Here is an 18,705-nt window from a genome sequence, read left to right as displayed (position 1 = left end):
GGTCGGCTGGCGCCTATTAAACAGCGTGCAGCAAATGACCACTCTCCTCCCCGATCAGGCTGGGGGGCGATCCGTTCCAAGTCCTCTGCGTCGCCTTGCCGACGCACGTTAAACGGGCCAGACAAGCCCGACTCAGCGCCAGCCGCCGCTGGCCATCAGTAGTAACGACTAATTCCGCTGGTTTAGGCAACCAGTGTACCGGTGTTGACGGCGTTATCGTCATGCCGGCGCATGATGAGGAGCGATACCATGCCCGAAACCAATACGGTTATTCCGCTGCACCAGGACACTCGCGAGAGCACCGACAAGCTGGCTCAATCATTTGAACACGGCTACGACGAACCCCGCCGGTTCAAGGTCTACACGGCCCGCCAGCTCGACAAGATCGAGCCGCTCAAACGCCTGGACGACGAGACCCGCTTTGCCATGGACGTGGTAGCCAATGTGCTGCCGTTTCGGGTCAATGAATACGTCATCAATGAGTTGATCAACTGGGACAATGTCCCCAATGACCCCATCTACCAGCTCACCTTCCCGCAGAAAGGCATGCTGGCTCCGGAACACTTCGACAAAGTGGCCGAGGCCATGCGCGGCGGCGACAAGGCCGAAATCAAGGCCACCATCGCCGAAGTACGTGAAGCGCTAAACCCGCACCCCGCCGGGCAGATGGAACACAACATGCCGGAAGTGGACGGCGAGAAGATCGATGGCGTGCAGCACAAGTACAACGAGACTGTGCTGTTTTTTCCCAGCCAGGGCCAGGTCTGTCACAGCTACTGCACCTTCTGCTTCCGCTGGGCCCAGTTCATCGGTGATAACGACCTGAAAATCGCCACCAAGGAAGCCGGCCAGCTGAAGAAATACATTCAGGCCCACCCGGAAATTTCCGATGTGCTGATCACCGGTGGCGACCCGCTGGTAATGAAAACCAAGAACCTGCGGGCTCATATCGAGCCGCTGCTGGAACTGGAACAAATTCGCACCATCCGCATCGGCTCCAAGGCACTCACCTTCTGGCCCCAACGCGTGGTATCCGATGCCGACGCCCAGGACCTGCTGGACCTGTTCGAGGAAGTGATCGCCAGCGGCAAACACCTGGCGCTGATGGCGCACTACAACCACTGGCAGGAACTGGAAACCGACATCGCCCGTGAAGCGGTGAAGCGGGTACGCGCCACCGGCGCGGTGATTCGCGCCCAGGGCCCGCTGCTGGCACACATCAACGACAACGCCGACGACTGGGCGCGCCTGTGGCAGACCCAGGTCGAGCTGGGCATCATCCCTTACTACATGTTTGTGGAACGCGACACCGGCGCCCGCCATTACTTTGAAGTGCCCCTGGCCAAGGCCTGGGAAATCTATCGCGACGCCATGAAACAGGTATCCGGCATCGCCCGCACCGCGCGAGGCCCGAGCATGTCCAGCCACCCGGGCAAGGTGGAAATCCAGGGGGTTACCGAGATCAACGGCGAGAAAGTGTTCGCCCTGCGCTTCATTCAGGGCCGCAACCACGACTGGGTGCAGCGCCCCTTCTTCGCCAAGTACAACGAAGACGCCACCTGGCTGAATCACCTGGAACCGGCCTTCGGTGAAGACAAGTTCTTCTTTGAAGACGAGCTGGCAGAGATGGAAAGCGAGTAACGCCAATTAATAATTAATAGTGGATAATTAATAACGGCGCGAGAGCGTTGTTAACTTTAAATGCAAGAGGCCGCGCCCGGAGTACGGGTGCGGCCTCTTGCGTTTACAACAACACGACACTTAAATCGCGTCGTTATTAACGATTAATTATTCACTGTCCCTGCTTCCCCTCTTTTCCTCGTGGCTGAATGGCAGTAATAATGAACTCACCCAAACCCGAGGAGAGTCCGATGAAAAAGATCATCACCAGCGTATCTGTCGCCGCTCTGCTGACTGGCTGCCTTGGCCAGAATGCCCTGTTCGATACCGTGCAGGACTGGAACGCCGACGCCACCAACAACAAATTCGTCAACCAGGGTATTTCCTTTGCCTTCTGGTGGATTCCCGTTTACGGCCTGTCGTTGCTGGGCGATATCATCATTTTTAACTCCATCGAGTTCTGGACTGGCACCAACCCGATCAGCAAGGAAGGCGCCAAGGTGGCTGGCACCACCGAGACCGTGACCGACGGGTTGGGCAATGAAGCTGAACTGACCTATAACGCCGATGGTTCCATCTCGGTCATCGCTACGCAGGAACGTTATACCCTGATCAAGGAAGGCGGGCAGGTCATCAAAGTGCAGGACGACAAGCGCGAAGTGCTTGGCTCGGTGATGATGTAAGCCAAACCCGGGCGACGTCGCCGAAGGCATAAGAATCCGAGTTGCGAGAAGCGAAATGCAAAACCGGTTTTATCTTCTCGCTTCTCGCTTCTCGCTTCTCGCTTCTCGTAACTCGTAACTCGTAACTCGTAACGACAAAGTAGCATTCCATTCCGCCGTTACAACAACCTCGACAGCGTCACCAGTGCCTGCTCCACCCGGTTATCCCACTTCACGGCACAATTGAGCCGCAGGCAATTGCTGAATTTCCCGGACGCGGAAAACAAAATCCCCGGCGCAAAGCTGACGCCCTTTTCCAGCGCGGCCGCCATCAACTCTGTGGTGTCCACGTCGTCGGGCAACTCTACCCACAGAACGAACCCGCCGGCCGGACGGCTGACCCGGGTTTGCCGGGGAAAAAGCTGGGTGACCCGCTCCGTCATTCTTGCCACCCCCAATGCATGATCTCCGCACAACTGGCGAAGAAAACGGTCATAACGCCCGGTTTCCAGATACTTTGCCAAGGCCAGTTGCCCCGGCGTATTCACCGAAACGGTATTGATGAACTGCAGATATTCTGCGCGTTCCTGCTGCGCCGGTGGCGACACCAGCCAGCCCACCCGCAACCCGGCAGACAAGGTTTTTGACGATGAAGCGCAGTAGTACACCAGGCCGTCATCATCCCAGCTTTTGATGGGCCGGGGACGAGGTCCGGAAAGCGGCAGATCTCCATAGATATCATCTTCAACCAGGGGCACCTGATAACGGCCCAGCAACGTCAGCAGGGCCCGCTTGCGGGCATCAGACAAACACACGCCCAACGGATTGGAAAAATTCGGCACCACCACACAGGCGGCCACCGGCCAGCGCTCCAGGGCCAGTGTTAACGCCTCCAGCGAGATCCCTTGCTCCGGGTCGGTGGGAATCTCCAATGCCTTCAACCCCAAAGATTCGATCACCTGCAGCAGGCCGTAATACGTGGGCGACTCAATCGCCACGGTATCGCCGGGGCGCGTCGTGAGCTTCAGGGCAATCGCCACGGATTCCTGGCAGCTATTGGTAATCAGCACCTCTTCCGGTGCCACCGCGCATTGCATGCCCGCCAATCGACGGGCGATCTGGGTGCGCAACTCCGGTGCCCCGGGCGGGAATTCATACCCCACACAACGACGCCGTTGCTCACGCAACACACCATGAAAAACCCGCTCCATGGCCGCCACCGGCATAAATTCCGGCGCCGGCACCGCCGCGCCGAGATTGACCACCGCCGGGTTGTTCACGTTCTGCAGCATCTGCAGAACCTGTTCCTGCCCGGTGATCTTGCGAGGTTTACGGCTGGCCGTCGCCACCCTGGGAGGCTCGCGCAGCACCGGCGGCTGCCGGACGTAATACCCCGAGCGGGGGCGCGCCTCCAGCACACCGCGCTGTTCCAGCTCCCGGCACGCATTCACCGCCGTGGACACGCTGACCTGTTGCTGTTCCGCCAGCACCCGCACGCCGGGCAGACGGCTACCCACCGGGTATACCTGATCACTGATCAGCCCCTGCAAACGATCAGCCAGACTTTGATAGAGGGTCATAAGGCCTGTTACCGGTACAGTTTTTTGCAAAAAAAGCGGTACAGATGGCTATTCACATAATCTGTACCGCTCCAATTTAATTTTTTTATATCTGTATTGACCTGCGCTGTCCACCTAGTCTGTTGAACCATCTTCAGAAAAGAAGGATCACTGCCATGTCGACGGAACAGTTTGTGGCACTTATCGGCTTTGTCGCCGTGATGACCGGCACCCCCGGCCCCAACAACCTGATGCTGATGGCATCCGGTGCCAACGCAGGTTTCCGCCGTTCCTTGCCGCACATTCTGGGCATCGCCATCGGCTGTCAGGTAATACTGCTGTGCGTAGCGCTGGGGCTCGGTCAGCTACTAACCCGCTTCCCACAAGCCGTTACCGCACTGCGTGTGGGCGGTGCCTTGTATCTGTTGTATCTGGCCTGGCAACTGGTGCGCACCCGCAACCTGAAAAGCAATCGCTACAACGCCAAACCGCTGACCTTCATGCAGGCGGCCCTGTTTCAGTGGGTAAACCCCAAGGCTTGGATGATGATTCTCACCGGTGTGGCCACCTTTACCCAGCCGCAGAACTTTACCCTTAGCGCAGCAATCATTGCTGGCACCTTCCTGATTGTCGGATTACCGCTGATCAGCAGCTGGAACCTGTTTGGCGCGGTGCTGAAGAACTGGCTGCATCAGGGGCAGCGTCTGCGCGCCTTTAACCGAGCCATGGCGATGCTGCTGGTGGCATCGCTGTATCCGACCTTCGGCATTCAGCCCAGCCAGGCCAGTGAAGCCGACACCCCGCCAGCGCAAGAGCAGCAGGAAAAACCACAGCCGCAAAAGCGCGAACGGCTTAACTGGTGGATGAGCGTGCTGTAGCGATTCAGTAGCGAGTGGCGAGGAGCGAGTTGCGAAAGTCAAAACCTTCAACCGAAGAATGGTTTTTGCTTTTCGAGACTCGCTTCTCGTCACTCGCCCCTGCCACCCAATTATTTCCCCACAACACAATCTGGCTACCTCCCTCCTTTAGCATCCCCTCCTTTGCACCAGATGTGGCTAGCTGTTGTAGCGCGGCAATCGCTTCTCCCTTAGGCTAGGCCCTTTCGCACAAACGCAATTTCGCGCAAGGAATGTCCATGCAAAACGGGCTGATGGTGCTGCACGGCAACCGTCTGGAAACCCTCACCGAGCTGGTGGCGGACTGGCTGCAGCGTGAGCCACTGCCACCACTGGAAACGGAAACCTTTCTGGTGCAGTCCAACGGCATGGCCCAATGGCTGAAACTGCAACTGGCGGATGCCCTGGGTATCAGTGCCGGTTTCCAGTTCCAGATGCCCGCCCGGTTCCTGTGGGGCGCCTACCGCACCGTGCTCGGTGAAGACCAGGTGCCGCGCACCTCACCCTTCGACAAGTCCCGCTTGCTATGGCGCCTGTACCGGCTGCTGCCTGCCTTGCTGAACAACGAGCACTTTGGCCCCCTGCGCCATTTTCTCGCCGACGACGTGGATGGCCGCAAACGCCATCAGCTGGCCGAACGGCTGGCGGATCTGTTCGATGCCTATCAGATGTATCGGGCGGACTGGCTGGCAGATTGGGAAAGCAGCAACGACCGCCTGCGCAAGGCCCAGGATCGCGACGCCTTCGATGACTTTCCCGCCAGTCAGTTATGGCAAGCGCACTTGTGGCGTGCCTTGCTGGCGGACATGGATGACAGCAAACAAGGCCTCAGCCGCAGCGCCATCCACCGGGATTTCATGGCTGCACTCACTCAACAACAGGAACAGGGCACGCCACCGCCGGGGCTACCACGCCGGCTGATCATCTTCGGTATCAGCGCCCTGCCCCAGCAGGCCCTGGAAGCCCTGGCCGCGCTCAGCCAGCATTGCCAGATCCTGATGCTGGTACAAAACCCCTGCCAGCATTACTGGGCGGATATCGTCGAAGACAAACAACTACTGCGCCGCCAGCTGGACAACCGCAAACGCCACCTGACCGCCCTGCCGGAAAACCGGGTCAATCCACTGCTGGCCGCCTGGGGCAAACAGGGCCGGGACTTTATTGGTCTGCTCTACGACCACGACGACCCGGACAGTTATCGCAGCGCCTTCCAGAACCAGATCGATCTGTTTGAAAACCGCGAACCGCACACCCTGTTGCAACAATTACAGCAGGACATTCTCGATCTGGAGCCCCTGCCCGCACCGGACCGACGCCCGCCCCTGGAAGTGGACAGCTCTCTTCAGTTCCGTATCGGCCACAGCGCCCAGCGTGAAGTGGAAATCCTTCAGGATGAACTGCTGGACCGTTTCAGCAACGATCCTACCCTGCAGCCCCGCGACGTGATCGTGATGGTGCCGGACATCGAAGCCTACGCGCCGCACATTGATGCGGTATTCGGCCGACTGGAACGGGACGATCCACGCTACCTGCCCTACACCCTCAGCGACCGCAGTGCCGGCGCCGCCTCGCCGCTGGCCCAGGCAGTAGAATCCTTGCTGCACCTGCCGCAATGGCGCTTCACCGCCACCGATATTCTCGACCTGCTGGATGTGCCCGCGGTGCGCGAGCGCTTCGGCATCGACGAAGGCGACCTGCCGCAACTGGCCCGCTGGATCGACCAGGCGCGCATTCGCTGGGGCCTGAACAGCCCACAACGCAAGACCCTGGACGTGCCCGGCTTCGAGCAGAACAGCTGGGCCTTCGGCCTGAAACGGATGCTGGCCGGCTACCTGCTCGGCGACGGCCCGGCCTGGATGGGCATCGAGCCGCTGGACGAAGTGGCCGGCCTGGGCGCGGAGATGGCCGGGCGTCTGTCCCGCCTGCTCGACACCCTGGAGCAGCACTGGCAGCAAAGCCGTACAGACGCCAGCGCCCGACAGTGGCAACAACGCTTCACCCAATTGCTGGATGACCTGTTCGCCCCCGGGGACGAAGCAGACCAGACCCTGGACGCAGGCCTGCGCGACGCCCTCAACGACTGGCTGGCCGCCTGTGCCGAGGCCGACTTCGACAGCCCCCTGCCACTCACTGTGGCCCGCCGCCCCCTGCTCGATGCTCTGAATGCGGAAAGCCTGTCGCAACGATTCATGGCCGGGCGCATCAACGTCTGCACCCTGATGCCCATGCGCGCCATTCCCTTCCGCCATGTCTGCCTGCTGGGCATGAAGGACGGCGACTACCCCCGTCAGCAACAGCCCATGGATTTCGACCTGATGCGGCAATGGGGGAACTACCGCCCCGGCGACCGTTCCCGCCGTGACGACGATCGTTACCTGTTTCTGGAAGCCGTGCTCAGCGCCCGCGACAGCCTCTATATCAGCTGGACCGGTCGCAACGTGCGCGACAACAGCGAACGTCCGCCCTCGGTGCTGGTGGCGCAACTGCGCGACCACATCAACCAGCGCTGGCACACAGACCTGGGCGAACCGGTGGATGCCCTCACCGTGGCGCACCCGCTGCAACCGTTCAGCGCCCGCTATTTTTTCCACAGCGACCAGGATGCGGTCCCCGATACGTCACTACACACCTACGCCAACGAATGGCGCGCCCTCCACAATGGCCAGGCGCACAAGGTCAGCAATGACCAACCCCTGCCGCCACTGGAAAACGACGAGCCGATTACCTGCGCCGCTTTGGGCCGCTTTCTCAAACAACCCGTGGCGCACTTTTTCGAGCAACGGCTGAAAGCTCGCCTGAAACAGCAACGCCAGGTCCTGGACGACAGCGAACCCTTTTCCTTCGACGGCCTGCAACGTTTCCAGTTACAGGACCAGTTGCTCAGTGAAGCCCTGCGCGCCGGCCCCGAGCATGCCGGCGACGCCATGACCCACACTCTGGATCGCCTGGCCGGCAGCGGCGACCTGCCCCTGGCGCCCTTTGACGAGGGCAGCCGTGACAGCCTGCTGATGCCCCTGTCGCAGCCACTGGAGCAGTACTTTGCCCTGCTCGCCGAGTGCGGCACACCGCAACCGCAACAGGAAATCCGCCTCAACGCCGGCCCTTTGCAGATCGAAGACTGGCTCACGGATTTGCGCGGCTCCGCTGCGAATGCCCAACGGCTGGTACTGCACACCGGCAAGCTGAAAGAACGCTTCGACAAACTCACGCGGGACTGGACCCTGCACCTGGCCGCCTGCGCCGCCGGGCATCCGCTGACCACCCACATCCAGGGACAGGATGGCCGCATCACCCTGCCCCACCTGAACCGCAACGACGCCCAGCAATGCCTGGACCAACTGGGTCATGCCTGGCAGCAGGCCCTGTGCGAACCGCTGCCCGTGGCCTGCGCCACCGCCTTCGCCTGGCTGAAAGGGGAAGAAAAAGAGCGGGGGGAAAGCGAAGCCCGCAAGGTGTTCGAATCCGGTTTCATGCACACCGGCGAACAGGAAAAGGAACCGGCCATTGCCCGCGCCTGGGCCGACTTCGACACCCTGCTCGCGGTTCGCCACGGCGACCAAAGCGCCTTCGCCTACTGGACCGAACAACTCTATGCCCCGCTCTACCAGCATGCTCAATGGCGTGAACCGGGAGATGACGCATGAACATTGAACGTCCGCTTCCGATCACTTTCCCGCTGCACGGCACCCGGCTGATCGAAGCCAGTGCCGGCACCGGCAAGACCTTTACTCTGGCCGCCCTCTATCTGCGTCTGGTGCTGGGTCATGGAGACGAAAACGGGTTTTCACGTCCGCTGCTACCACCAGAAATTCTGGTGGTGACTTTTACCGAAGCGGCCACCGAAGAACTGCGTGAACGTATCCGCGATCGGCTCGCTGATGCTGCCCGCATTTTTGCCGATGGCAACGCCGAAGCCGACGACCCGGTACTGGCAGAACTGCTTAACGACTATAGTGCCCCGGACGACCGCGCCCGCTGCGCCCAGCGCCTGGACGCCGCCGCCCAGTGGATGGACGAAGCCGCCATCTACACCATCCACGGTTTCTGCAACCGCATGCTCAAACAGCACGCCTTCGATTCCGGCAGCCTGTTCAGCCTGGAATTGCAGGAAGACGCCAGCGACGAACAACAAATGGCAGCGCGGGATTACTGGCGCACCATCATTAGTAAATTCCCGGTGAGCGCCGCCAATGCCCTGCAAAGCGACAACCTGGGCAACCCGGATGCGCTGCTGGAGGCCTGCCGCCCCCTGCTCGGTTTGAAAGAAGCCGACCCGGAAGAACTACCGCAAAGCGTCACACACTGGCTCACCCAAACCGGCCCGCAGGCAGACAAGGATCAACAAGCCCGCCAGCAACTGGCGGACGAACTGCCGGAGTTTCTCGAATGGGTGCGCGCTGCCCGCGATAACAAGTGGCTCAACGGCAACAGCTACCGCACCACCAGCCTGCCCGGCATGCTGCAGACCCTGCAGCGCTATGCCAACGGCGAACGATTGAACGGCAAGGCCTACGACACCCTGGCGAAGTTTTCCCATGAGGGCATGAGGCTCACCAAGGCCGGGCAGGCGCATCGGCCGGGCTTTGCCTTCTGCCAGCAGCTGGATGCGGTCATGGAAGGCCGGGCAAACACACAATTACCCCGCACCGACCTGCTCGCCCATGCCGCCGCCTGGATCGACCGGCGCGTGGATCAGGTCCGTCGCCAGACCGCCACCATGGGCTTCGACGATATGCTCAGCCGCCTGCACGATGCCTTGAAAGGCGGCAACGGTGAGCGTCTGGCACAAGTCATCCGCGACCAGTTCCCGGTGGCATTGATCGACGAATTCCAGGATACCGACCCGACTCAGTACGGGATCTTTTCCGCACTCTATGAAGGGCAAGAAGGCACTGGCTGGTTCATGATCGGTGACCCCAAGCAGGCCATCTATGCGTTCCGTGGCGCCGATGTCTTTACCTACCTGAAAGCCCGCCGGGCCACCGAAGGCAACCACTACACCCTGGACAAAAACTTCCGCAGCGCCGACGCCATGGTCCACGCCGTGAACCATCTGTTCAGCTACAGCCAGAATACCTTTGGCGATGTGTTCATGATGGATAACGCCATTCCCTTTGAAGCGGTACAGGCCAACGGTCGCAAGGACGTTCTGTTAGTCGACAACAACGAAAAATCCGGCATTACCCTGTGGGTGGACGAGCAGGAAAAACCGGTGAGCGCCGGCCAGTACCGCGATGAGCAGGCGGCACGTTGCGCCAGTGAAATTGCCCATCTGCTTAACGGTGCCGTAAAAGGCGTCACCGGCTTCCGGAAAGCCGACCGCTTCCGGCCCCTGCACCCCAACGATATTGCCATCCTGGTACGCGATCGCACCGAAGCCAAAGCCATCCGCGATGCGCTGATGGAACGCGAGGTACGCAGCGTCTATCTGTCCGATCAGGACTCCGTGTTTGCCCAGCCCGAAGCGCACGACCTGCTGCTGATCCTGCACGCCTGCGCCACTCCGGAATCCGACACCCGGGTACGCAGCGCCCTGGCCTGCGCCGTCCTGGACCTGGCCTACGCGGAACTGGATGCCCTCAATCAGGATGAAGTGCGCTGGGAAGAAACCGTGGAGCAGTTTCACGGCTATCGCCAGCAATGGCAGACCCAGGGCGTGCTGCCCATGTTGCGCAACCTGCTGATGGATTTTCATGTACCCGCCCGGCTCAGCCAGAGCCTGGACGGCGAACGGGCCCTGACCAACCTGCTGCATCTGGCGGAACTGTTGCAACAGGCCGCCACCCAGCTGGATGGCGAACAGTCATTGATTCGTTATCTAGAAGATACGGTTGAGGAAGGTCGCGGCAATAGCAAGGAAAGTATCCTGCGCCTGGAAAGTGACGACGACCGGGTCAAAGTCATCACCATCCACAAATCCAAGGGTCTGGAATACCCGCTGGTGTACCTGCCCTTTATCTGCAGCTTCCGCCCGGCGGACAAGAGCAAGCCGCCGCTGCGTTACCACGAAAACGATCATCTCAATGTGTCGCTGGAACCGGACGAGACGGTGGAAAACAAGGCGGACCACGAACGGCTCGCCGAAGACATGCGTCTGCTCTACGTGGCCCTGACTCGCGCTTGCCATACCTGCACCCTGGGAATCGCACCCTACATCAAGGGCCGCGGCAAACAGAACCAGCTGGAGAAAAGCGCCATCGGCCGTTTGCTGTTCGGCAATGGCGTAGCCAACGACGGCCTGCGCACTGCGCTGGTGCCGGTGGCCGATGATGCGGTCGCCATCATCAACGCACCAGACAGCAATCCGGAATGCTATCAACCGAAAGCGCAAGCACGGACCCTGCGCACGCCGCTGATTCCTGTGGCGCGACAACGGCAACCCTGGTGGATTGCCAGCTACAGTGCCCTCAAACAGGTACAGGAAACCCTGGCCCCGGCGGACCCGCGTGGTGATCAACTGGCCGAGCAGCAAGGCGACACCGTTATCGATGACGCCGAACCACTGCCCGATACCATCCACGCCTTCCCCCGTGGCGCGGCACCCGGCACCCTGCTCCACGATGTGCTGGAGCAGGCCGCCAACCAGCGCTTCACGCAAACCCTGGCCGACCCCGCCGAGTTTGAAACCAGCGTGGAAGAAAAACTGCAGGCCCGGGGCTGGCAAGATTTTATGGAAGTGATCCGCCACTGGTGGAAGCAGGCAGTCACCACTAGCCTGCCGCTGGAAAACGATAAGATCGCCCTCAACACCCTGCACACCTATGTGCCGGAACTGGAATTCCTGTTCCCCGCCCACCAGGTGAAAGTGGCTGAGATGGACACCCTGATCCGCCAGCATATCCATCCACAGCATCCGCGCCCGCGACTGGAAGCCGATACCCTCAACGGCATGCTCAAGGGCTTTATCGATCTGGTGTTCGAGCACGACGGCAAGCACTACGTGCTCGACTACAAATCCAACTGGCTGGGCGTGGATGACAGCGCCTACACTCTGGATGCCATGACCGATGCGGTGCTGGAAAAACGCTACGAAGTGCAATACGTACTCTACCTGCTGGCCCTGCACCGCCTGCTGAAAAGCCGCCTGCCGGATTATGATCCCGACCAGCACCTGGGCGGCGCCGTCTATGTCTTTCTGCGCGGCTTGCAAGGTCCGGCGGCGGGAACGGTGTTTGATAGACCGGCGACAGGATTGATTGAAGCGCTTGATGTGATGTTTGAAGCAAGGGAGAGTTAAAAGTTGAAAGTTCAAAGTTTAAAAGCGCGAACACGCCCTTCTGCCACTGCAATGCAGTGCCCGCGCCCCACAACATATCAATCGCGGCGTAGACCCTGCTCGGCCGGCTCAGGGCTTTCCCGCGTTTCAACTTTCAACTTTCCACTTTCAACTGGGTCGGAGGCTTTCCATGCAATCTGACCTGTTCTCCGCCCTCACCTGGGAAGATGCCCTGCTTCTGCTGCGTGACAACAGTTTGCTGCGCGATCTGGACGTGGCCATTGCCCGCTTTCTTAAACAGCAATGTCCGCAGGCAAGTTATCCCGTCCTGCTACTTGCCGCCTTCACCAGCAATCAACAAGCCAGCGGCCACCTGTGCCTGGATCTGAAAAACCGGGAGCTGGCCACTCAGCTGTGGGGCACCAGCCCGCCGCCGGAGCTGGTCTCCCTGCTGCCCGGCAAGCCGGACGATTGGCTCCATGATTTACAGCAAAGCCCGCTGGTAAGCCAGAACGGCAGCACACCGCTGGTGCTTAACGGCAGCCGCCTTTACCTGCGCCGTAACTGGGCCCGGGAAGTGGCCGTCGCCGAAGCCATCGACCAACGACTGGCCACAACCAACCCGTTACCCGCCGAGCGCCTGCGCGACGCCCTGGCCCGATTATTCCCGAGCACCAACGACCAAACCGACTGGCAGCAGATAGCTTGCGCCCTGGCCAGCCGCAGCGGTATCGGCATCATCACCGGCGGCCCCGGTACCGGCAAAACCACCACCGTGGTTCGTCTGCTGGGGCTGCTGCAAAGCTTGGCCATGGCGGACAACCAGCGCCTGCGCATTCGCCTCGCCGCGCCCACCGGCAAGGCGGCGGCGCGGCTCACCGAATCCATCGGCGAACAGGTAGAAAAACTCGACGTGGAAACCGCGGTACGTGACGCCATCCCCACGGAAGTCACCACCCTGCACCGCCTGCTCGGCACCCGCCCGGACAGCCGTCATTTTCGCCACCATGCTGACAACCCCCTCCACGCGGATCTGGTGGTGGTGGACGAGGCCAGCATGATCGACATGGACATGATGGCCAGCCTGCTGGAAGCCCTGAGCCCACACACCCAGCTGATTCTTCTCGGTGACAAGGACCAGCTTGCCAGCGTGGAAGCCGGTGCCGTAATGGGGGATCTGTGTCGTCATGCCCACGAAGGTCGCTATCAACAGAGCACCATCGATTTCATTAACGACACCTGCAACGCCGACATCAGCGACTTTAAGGAAACCGAGCAAGCCCCGGGCAACGATCTGGCCCAGCAAACTGCCATGTTACGTACCAACTGGCGCTCCAAGGACAGCCCAGGTATCGGGGCACTGGCTCGGGCGGTGAACGAAGAAAACCTGCCGCAGGTACGCAAGGCCTTTCAACAATACCCGGACAGCCTGCATCGTCACCCCCTGCCCAGCGACGGCCAGCAACTGGAAACCCTTCTGCTCAACGGCAGTGGCGATCAACCGGGTTTGCGTGCTCTGTTTCAGGCAGTGGCGATGCCACCGACACAACGGCAAGAGTTCGATGGTTGGGCCACCGCATTGCTCAAGCAACTTACCCACCAGCAACTGCTCAGCGGTTTGCGCAGCGGGCCGTTTGGGGTGGAGCAACTGAACCAGCGCATCACCCGCCACCTGCAACAACAGGACCTGGCCCCGGAACGAGAATGGTATCCAGGCCGCCCAGTAATGATGACGCGCAACGATTATCAGCTGGGCTTGATGAACGGCGATGTGGGACTGACGCTGCCCTTGCTTGAGGAAAAATCAGGGAACCCGGAGTTGCTGCTGAGAGTGGCATTCCAGTTGCCAGACGGTCGTATCAAGTGGGTCCTACCCAGTCGCCTGGACGGCGTGGAAACCGTCTATGCCATGACAGTGCATAAATCCCAGGGCTCGGAATTCAGGCATACTCTGTTGGTACTGCCAGACGCTTCCCATCCGCTACTCACCCGGGAACTGATCTACACGGCCGTCACCCGCGCACGGGATCGCTTCACCTTGCTGGAGTTCGGCAAACCGTCAGTACTGGACAGTGCGGTGAAAAAACGGACCTGGCGGGCGTCGGGGTTGGCAGAACGGTTGAGTTGAAAGTTTAAAGTGCAAAGTTGAAAAAACGGCAGGCTCATGGCGTGTTGCCTGTTGCGTGAACCGTGTGGCGGCCGCAGAGCGGCATAAAAAAACGGGATGCCGAAGCATCCCGTTTTTTGTTTCTACATCACGCGCTTATTTGAACTGCGCTTCTTTCTCTTCGGTTTCCACGATGATGTCCGCGCGGCGGTTCTTGGCACGACCGTCAGCAGTGCTGTTGTCTGCCACCGGCTTGCTCTCACCGAAACCTTCCGTGGTGATCTTGTCAGACCCGACGGAGAAGTCCTTCATGAGGCGGTCTTTCACTGACTGGGCACGACGCTCGGACAGGCCCTGGTTGTAATCGGCCGGACCAGTGCTGTCAGCATGGCCTTCCACACGGATGCGCCCTTGCTCGCCCGCATTCAGACGATCCGCCACACCTTTGATTTCATCGCTGAACTGACCCTGAATGGTGTCGCGGTCAAAGCCGAAGTAGATCACCGAGGTTTCACGATTCTGCATGGACTCGTAGACCTGACAGCCGTCCGCATCCACCACCGCACCGGAAGCGGTGTTCGGACAGCGGTCCTTGTCGTCATTGACACCATCGCCATCACTGTCGCCAGTCACCACTTCCGCGGGGGTTGCAGCAACCACTTCATCGTCACTGCTGCCACCGTCGTCATCGCTGATGCCAAACGCCAGATTAATACCGGCATAGACCTGGCCTTCCCAGTATTCACGGTCCTGGCTGTATGCCTGACGGGTACCCAGATCCAGAATCACGTGTTTGAAGAACGCGCGCTGCACACCCAGTTCCACACCGGTCATCAGCTCGTCGTTATCGTCACTGTTGGGGTTATTCAAGCTTTCAATCAGCTGCTCGCCCACATTGATACCGGCATAGGGTTCGAAACCCAGCAGGCCATGGTCATCAAAGTGGTAACGGCCACTGACGTAATAATTTTTCATGTCCAGACGACGACCGGAGTTGTATTTACTCTCCGCGTCACCGTCTACTTCTTCGTACCAACCCTGCACGGACCAGTTTGGAGCGAAACGCCAACCCAGCTGAGCGCCATAAAACGGCACATCGTCCAGGCCATCACCACCATTACCGATGACGTCATTGTCATAAAAAGTATAGTAGCTGGCATGCCCACCGATGTACCCGTATTGGTCAGGCACATTTTCCCCAGCGAATGCAAAGGGGCTGATCAGCAGAGGCACCGCAGCGGTCATACGCAAAAAGGTTTTCATGGCAGATTCCTTTCCAGTTGTTCCCGAATTTCTTAGGGAATTTAAACACTGGAAAGGAAAACAAGCAGCCACAAAGAGGCGCCAGGCCCCTGAATTTACCGAAATTTAACCCCTCTACTATCAACGGTTTACACTAAACCAGTACGAAAACATTACCTGGAACTTTCATCCCAATGCTTTGGTAGAAAAACTTTTTTTATACAATTATTTTTCAACCCACTGACCACCCGGCGTCTTCACGTACTGCCCGGCTTCGGTTTTATCAATCGCTTTTTGGCCCGCCAGCCTGGCCACCTGCTCCAGCGTGATGCCGTTTTGCTTGGCAATGCGTTCGTAAGCGGCCCGACGTTTCTGATTAATATCCGCCGCCAGCTCCACCGCCGCCGGTGTCGCTTTCACAACGCCCAGGTAACCATCCGTCTGCTCACCGACCAGACCCTGGCTTTTCGCTGCGTCCAGATCCAGCGCAAACGCGGCCATACTCAGCAGCAAGGCCACCATGGCCAATGCAGATTTCAACATTTTCATACCCACTCCTTAAAACAGGTCGCTGTCTTCACTGAACAACTGATCGATATCCTTTTCCACTTTCAAACGGATTTCATGATCAATTTTCACATTCAGGTTAATAGTGATGGGATCTTCCGGTGCTTTCAGGGCCACCGTGGGCGTACAAGCCGCCAACAGCCAGCCGGCCAGCAACACCGTGCCCAGCCCGAGTTTTTTCATCATCGATTCTCCGTGCGCAGTTGTTCAGTGATTTCATCGCCAATGCGCAAGCTGCGCATCAACGCCAACACGTTTTCCCGGTGTGTGTAGTTAAACACTACCGGCAGATTTTTTCTTTGCGGGTTTATCCCTTTAATGGTGATCGCCGCATCCAGCCAACCCACTTTATCCATGGCCATGCGCGCCTGGAAGTCGCTGATCAACAGGGTGCTAAGGCTGTCCAGCGCCAACTTCACCGCCTGATTGGAGTCGGCCATGGCCTGCACGCTGGACGAAGCAGGAATGATCAACGACAGAGGCTCTTCGTTGGCTAATCGCCCCTGTTCGATGACCAGAAAATCCGCTCCCAACTGCAAGGGGACATAGCCGCCGATTCGCCCGGACAGGGACACCGGTGGCGGGTTTTGCAATGCGGCCACTTCGGCGAGATCAATACGGCTGATCACCACCGGTTGCGGGCGGACGGAGGGCCAGTCCAGTGCCGGGGATCGCAAATAACCGCCCAACAGATCGGCCCGGATATCAGTAAATTGCCATTGAGACAGGTCGCTATTCACGGTGAGCTCGAGATCAGTGATCGGCGTGCCAATATCCAGGGTGTCCACCGTCACGGGGCCGGTGCTGCTGAGCTGCACTTGACCGTTATCATATTCACCATGAAGCACCCCGGCAGCGCCACGGGCCGTCACGCTGCCCCAGTCCAGATCCGCACCGGTGAGCGTGATATCCCCGGAAGCTTTCAGCGTCCGCCGCCATTGCCAGCGGCCGCTGCCTTCCAGCTGACCTTGCCGTGGAGTAGCGGCCAGGCCCACCCCCATGGCAGGCACCAGCGCGCTGCGCATGGTCAAGGTGCCACTCGCACCACCATTATTCTCAAGCGCACCCTTGGCCCGCAATTCGCTTTGCCACTCACTGACGGTTAACCGGCCCTGCACCCGCTTGCCTTTCATCGTCGCCGTTCCTGATATCGGCGGCAGCCGCCAGCGGGCGGCCAGTAAGCCACCGCCATGAATGGCCACGGTGCCGGTGATGCCCTGTCCATTGATCTGCAACGGCCCCGTTGCACGCAGCGATACCGGCCGGATCAAGGCCTGCCCGATAAGCCCTTCGGAAATTGACGCCCGACTCCCTGCCGCCACGCTGACCGTGCCATCCGCCAACGACCAGGGGGCCTTTACCGTCACCTGCCCGCCACGCTCAAACTGCGGCAAGGTGGTACTGGCCTGGAGCGTACCGGCCCAGCCGGCCCCGGACTGGGCAAAAGCCAGGGTGCCGTCCAGCGGGTAACCGGACATGTTGCCGCTCACCTTGGCCTCGGCACCATACGGGGCCTGCTGCAAGGTATTTACCGGCATCAGAAAGCTCAGACGATCGCTCCCTTGCCGCGCCGTGAGCTTGACGGGCTCACCCTCCAGCCCATTACTGCCGACAGCGCCCTGCCACTCTCCCTGCCATTGGTAGCCCTGCCACTGGCCCTGCAGCGACAGATCGCCGGCCCACTGCCAATCGAGCTGACTCGCGTCTTCAGCCCCTGCCCGTTGCCACTGAATCTGGCTGGAACTGGTTTTCACGTTCAAGCCGTCGTAACCCAACCGCAACGGCAGATCGGCCCGGCCGGAACGGGCCATGGGTATCTGCAGTGGCTCCTGCCACTGCGCGGTGAGATTTTGTGGCAAGGTCAGCGACGCCGGCTCAAGCACCAGCACGCGGTCCTGCCAATGAAAGTCCAGCTGACCGCCCAGGCTGTCGCCCTGCAACAGCAACATCCCCCGGCCCTGTTCAAGCCCCGCCGGGTTGGTTGCGTCGGGATCATTATGAGCCTGCAATGTCACCGTGCCCGGCGGGCCTGCCAGTTGCAGCTTGCCCCTGGCGTTCGTCAACGCGAGGCCGTTGCCCGCCACCTCAAGGGGCTCTGCGGCGGTCAGTTGCCAGTCATTGTTCAGCGCCAATGGCTGGGCCAGATCCGCCTGCAGCTGCCAGTCGACTCCCTGAAAATGGGCTTGCGCGATCAGGTCCGCCCGTTGCGATTGCGTGACCGGTCCGGCCGAGCGCATCTCCAGCTGTATGTCCCCGTCTGGCTCTCCTTGCCAACGCCCTTCGCCATGCAGTTGCCAGTGGCCCTGCCAATCCGGCAACAGCGCGCTTAGCGCCCCTTCACTGTTGATTGTCCATTGCCCCTCGGCGCGTTGGTATTGCGCCTGTAGCGCCACCTGCGGTGCAGACGCTTGCAGCTGCCAGCGCTGCTCCTGTTGATTAAGCTGCATCGCCATGACGGGAAGGGGGGTATCAATCAATGCAGACAGGTCCAGCTCGGCAACCTGCAGATCAAAGGGCGGCGTCCAGGGAAGCCCGTCGGGGAACCCCTCACTGGAAGCCCCCGGGGCGCTCCCGGCACTGCAATCGTAGACGGCAAGCACCCGCTGCTTGATCTTGAGCGGCCAGGCGCCCTCAAGCGTCAGGTCCGTGCCACGGGCGGCCACACAATCGTCGCGTATCAGGCGCCACTGCCCCAGTGTCAGGCCTTGCTGCCAACCCGGTTCACTAACGCGCACGCCTGCACCATAGGCCCAGCCCACCGCCACCAGAATCAGTAGCAGCACGGTGGCCAGCAGTAACAACAAGCCATATGCCCAGCGGCGAAGCATGCGCGAGG

Annotated in this window: 11 protein-coding genes; 6 read left to right on the top strand and 5 right to left on the bottom strand. The window is 60.1% G+C overall.

The genetic code is table 11. The features are described from left to right. Positions 1-249: 249 nt before the first annotated feature. Positions 250-1,641, top strand: coding sequence for a KamA family radical SAM protein (locus F1529_RS10785; RefSeq protein ID WP_196220398.1), 1,392 nt, complete (start codon positions 250-252; stop codon positions 1,639-1,641). 230 nt (positions 1,642-1,871) lie between these two features. Next, on the top strand, positions 1,872-2,303 hold the full coding sequence (locus F1529_RS10780; protein WP_007148671.1) for a DUF3332 family protein: 432 nt from the start codon (positions 1,872-1,874) through the stop codon (positions 2,301-2,303). Between the two features lie 158 nt (positions 2,304-2,461). Here F1529_RS10780 and F1529_RS10775 read toward each other — a convergent pair whose 3' ends face one another. Next, complete coding sequence (locus F1529_RS10775; RefSeq protein ID WP_007149247.1) at positions 2,462-3,862, bottom strand: PLP-dependent aminotransferase family protein; 1,401 nt, start codon at positions 3,860-3,862, stop codon at positions 2,462-2,464. A 155-nt stretch (positions 3,863-4,017) separates the two neighbouring features. On the opposite strand from F1529_RS10775, the gene F1529_RS10770 reads away from it, so the two are divergent. The 4 genes from F1529_RS10770 to recD all read left to right on the top strand — a co-directional run bounded on the left by F1529_RS10770 (position 4,018) and on the right by recD (position 14,081). Continuing rightward, the gene (locus F1529_RS10770) at positions 4,018-4,719 is read left to right on the top strand and encodes a LysE family translocator (protein ID WP_007150010.1); all 702 of its coding nucleotides are present in this window, start codon (positions 4,018-4,020) and stop codon (positions 4,717-4,719) included. 257 nt (positions 4,720-4,976) lie between these two features. Continuing rightward, positions 4,977-8,381, top strand: coding sequence for an exodeoxyribonuclease V subunit gamma (gene recC, locus F1529_RS10765; RefSeq protein WP_155134610.1), 3,405 nt, complete (start codon positions 4,977-4,979; stop codon positions 8,379-8,381). Continuing rightward, complete coding sequence (recB, locus tag F1529_RS10760; protein WP_155134606.1) at positions 8,378-11,974, top strand: exodeoxyribonuclease V subunit beta; 3,597 nt, start codon at positions 8,378-8,380, stop codon at positions 11,972-11,974. Before recC ends, recB begins: the two co-directional genes overlap by 4 nt. Positions 11,975-12,143: 169 nt before the next feature. Continuing rightward, positions 12,144-14,081, top strand: coding sequence for an exodeoxyribonuclease V subunit alpha (gene recD / locus F1529_RS10755; protein WP_155134603.1), 1,938 nt, complete (start codon positions 12,144-12,146; stop codon positions 14,079-14,081). Between the two features lie 135 nt (positions 14,082-14,216). Here the strand turns inward: recD and F1529_RS10750 are convergent, their stop codons facing one another. The 4 genes from F1529_RS10750 to F1529_RS10735 all read right to left on the bottom strand — a co-directional run bounded on the left by F1529_RS10750 (position 14,217) and on the right by F1529_RS10735 (position 18,697). Then, entirely contained in the window at positions 14,217-15,323 is a 1,107-nt protein-coding gene (locus tag F1529_RS10750; RefSeq protein WP_155134600.1) for an OmpA family protein, read from the bottom strand. Between the two features lie 204 nt (positions 15,324-15,527). Next, the gene (locus F1529_RS10745; protein WP_007150870.1) at positions 15,528-15,851 is read right to left on the bottom strand and encodes a YdbL family protein; all 324 of its coding nucleotides are present in this window, start codon (positions 15,849-15,851) and stop codon (positions 15,528-15,530) included. Between the two features lie 9 nt (positions 15,852-15,860). Then, complete coding sequence (locus tag F1529_RS10740; RefSeq protein WP_007150851.1) at positions 15,861-16,055, bottom strand: YnbE family lipoprotein; 195 nt, start codon at positions 16,053-16,055, stop codon at positions 15,861-15,863. Continuing rightward, a complete protein-coding gene (locus F1529_RS10735) occupies positions 16,052-18,697 on the bottom strand; it encodes a YdbH domain-containing protein (protein ID WP_155134597.1) in 2,646 nt (881 codons plus the stop codon). The genes F1529_RS10740 and F1529_RS10735 overlap by 4 nt, the downstream gene beginning before the upstream one ends. Between the last annotated feature and the right edge of the window lie 8 nt (positions 18,698-18,705).

The sequence above is a fragment of the Alcanivorax sp. VBW004 genome (genome assembly GCF_009718865.1).
Classification (GTDB): Bacteria; Pseudomonadota; Gammaproteobacteria; order Pseudomonadales; family Alcanivoracaceae; genus Alcanivorax.
The sequence above is the reverse complement of the archived record's forward strand: the minus strand, read 5'-3'. Positions and strand labels throughout refer to the sequence as shown.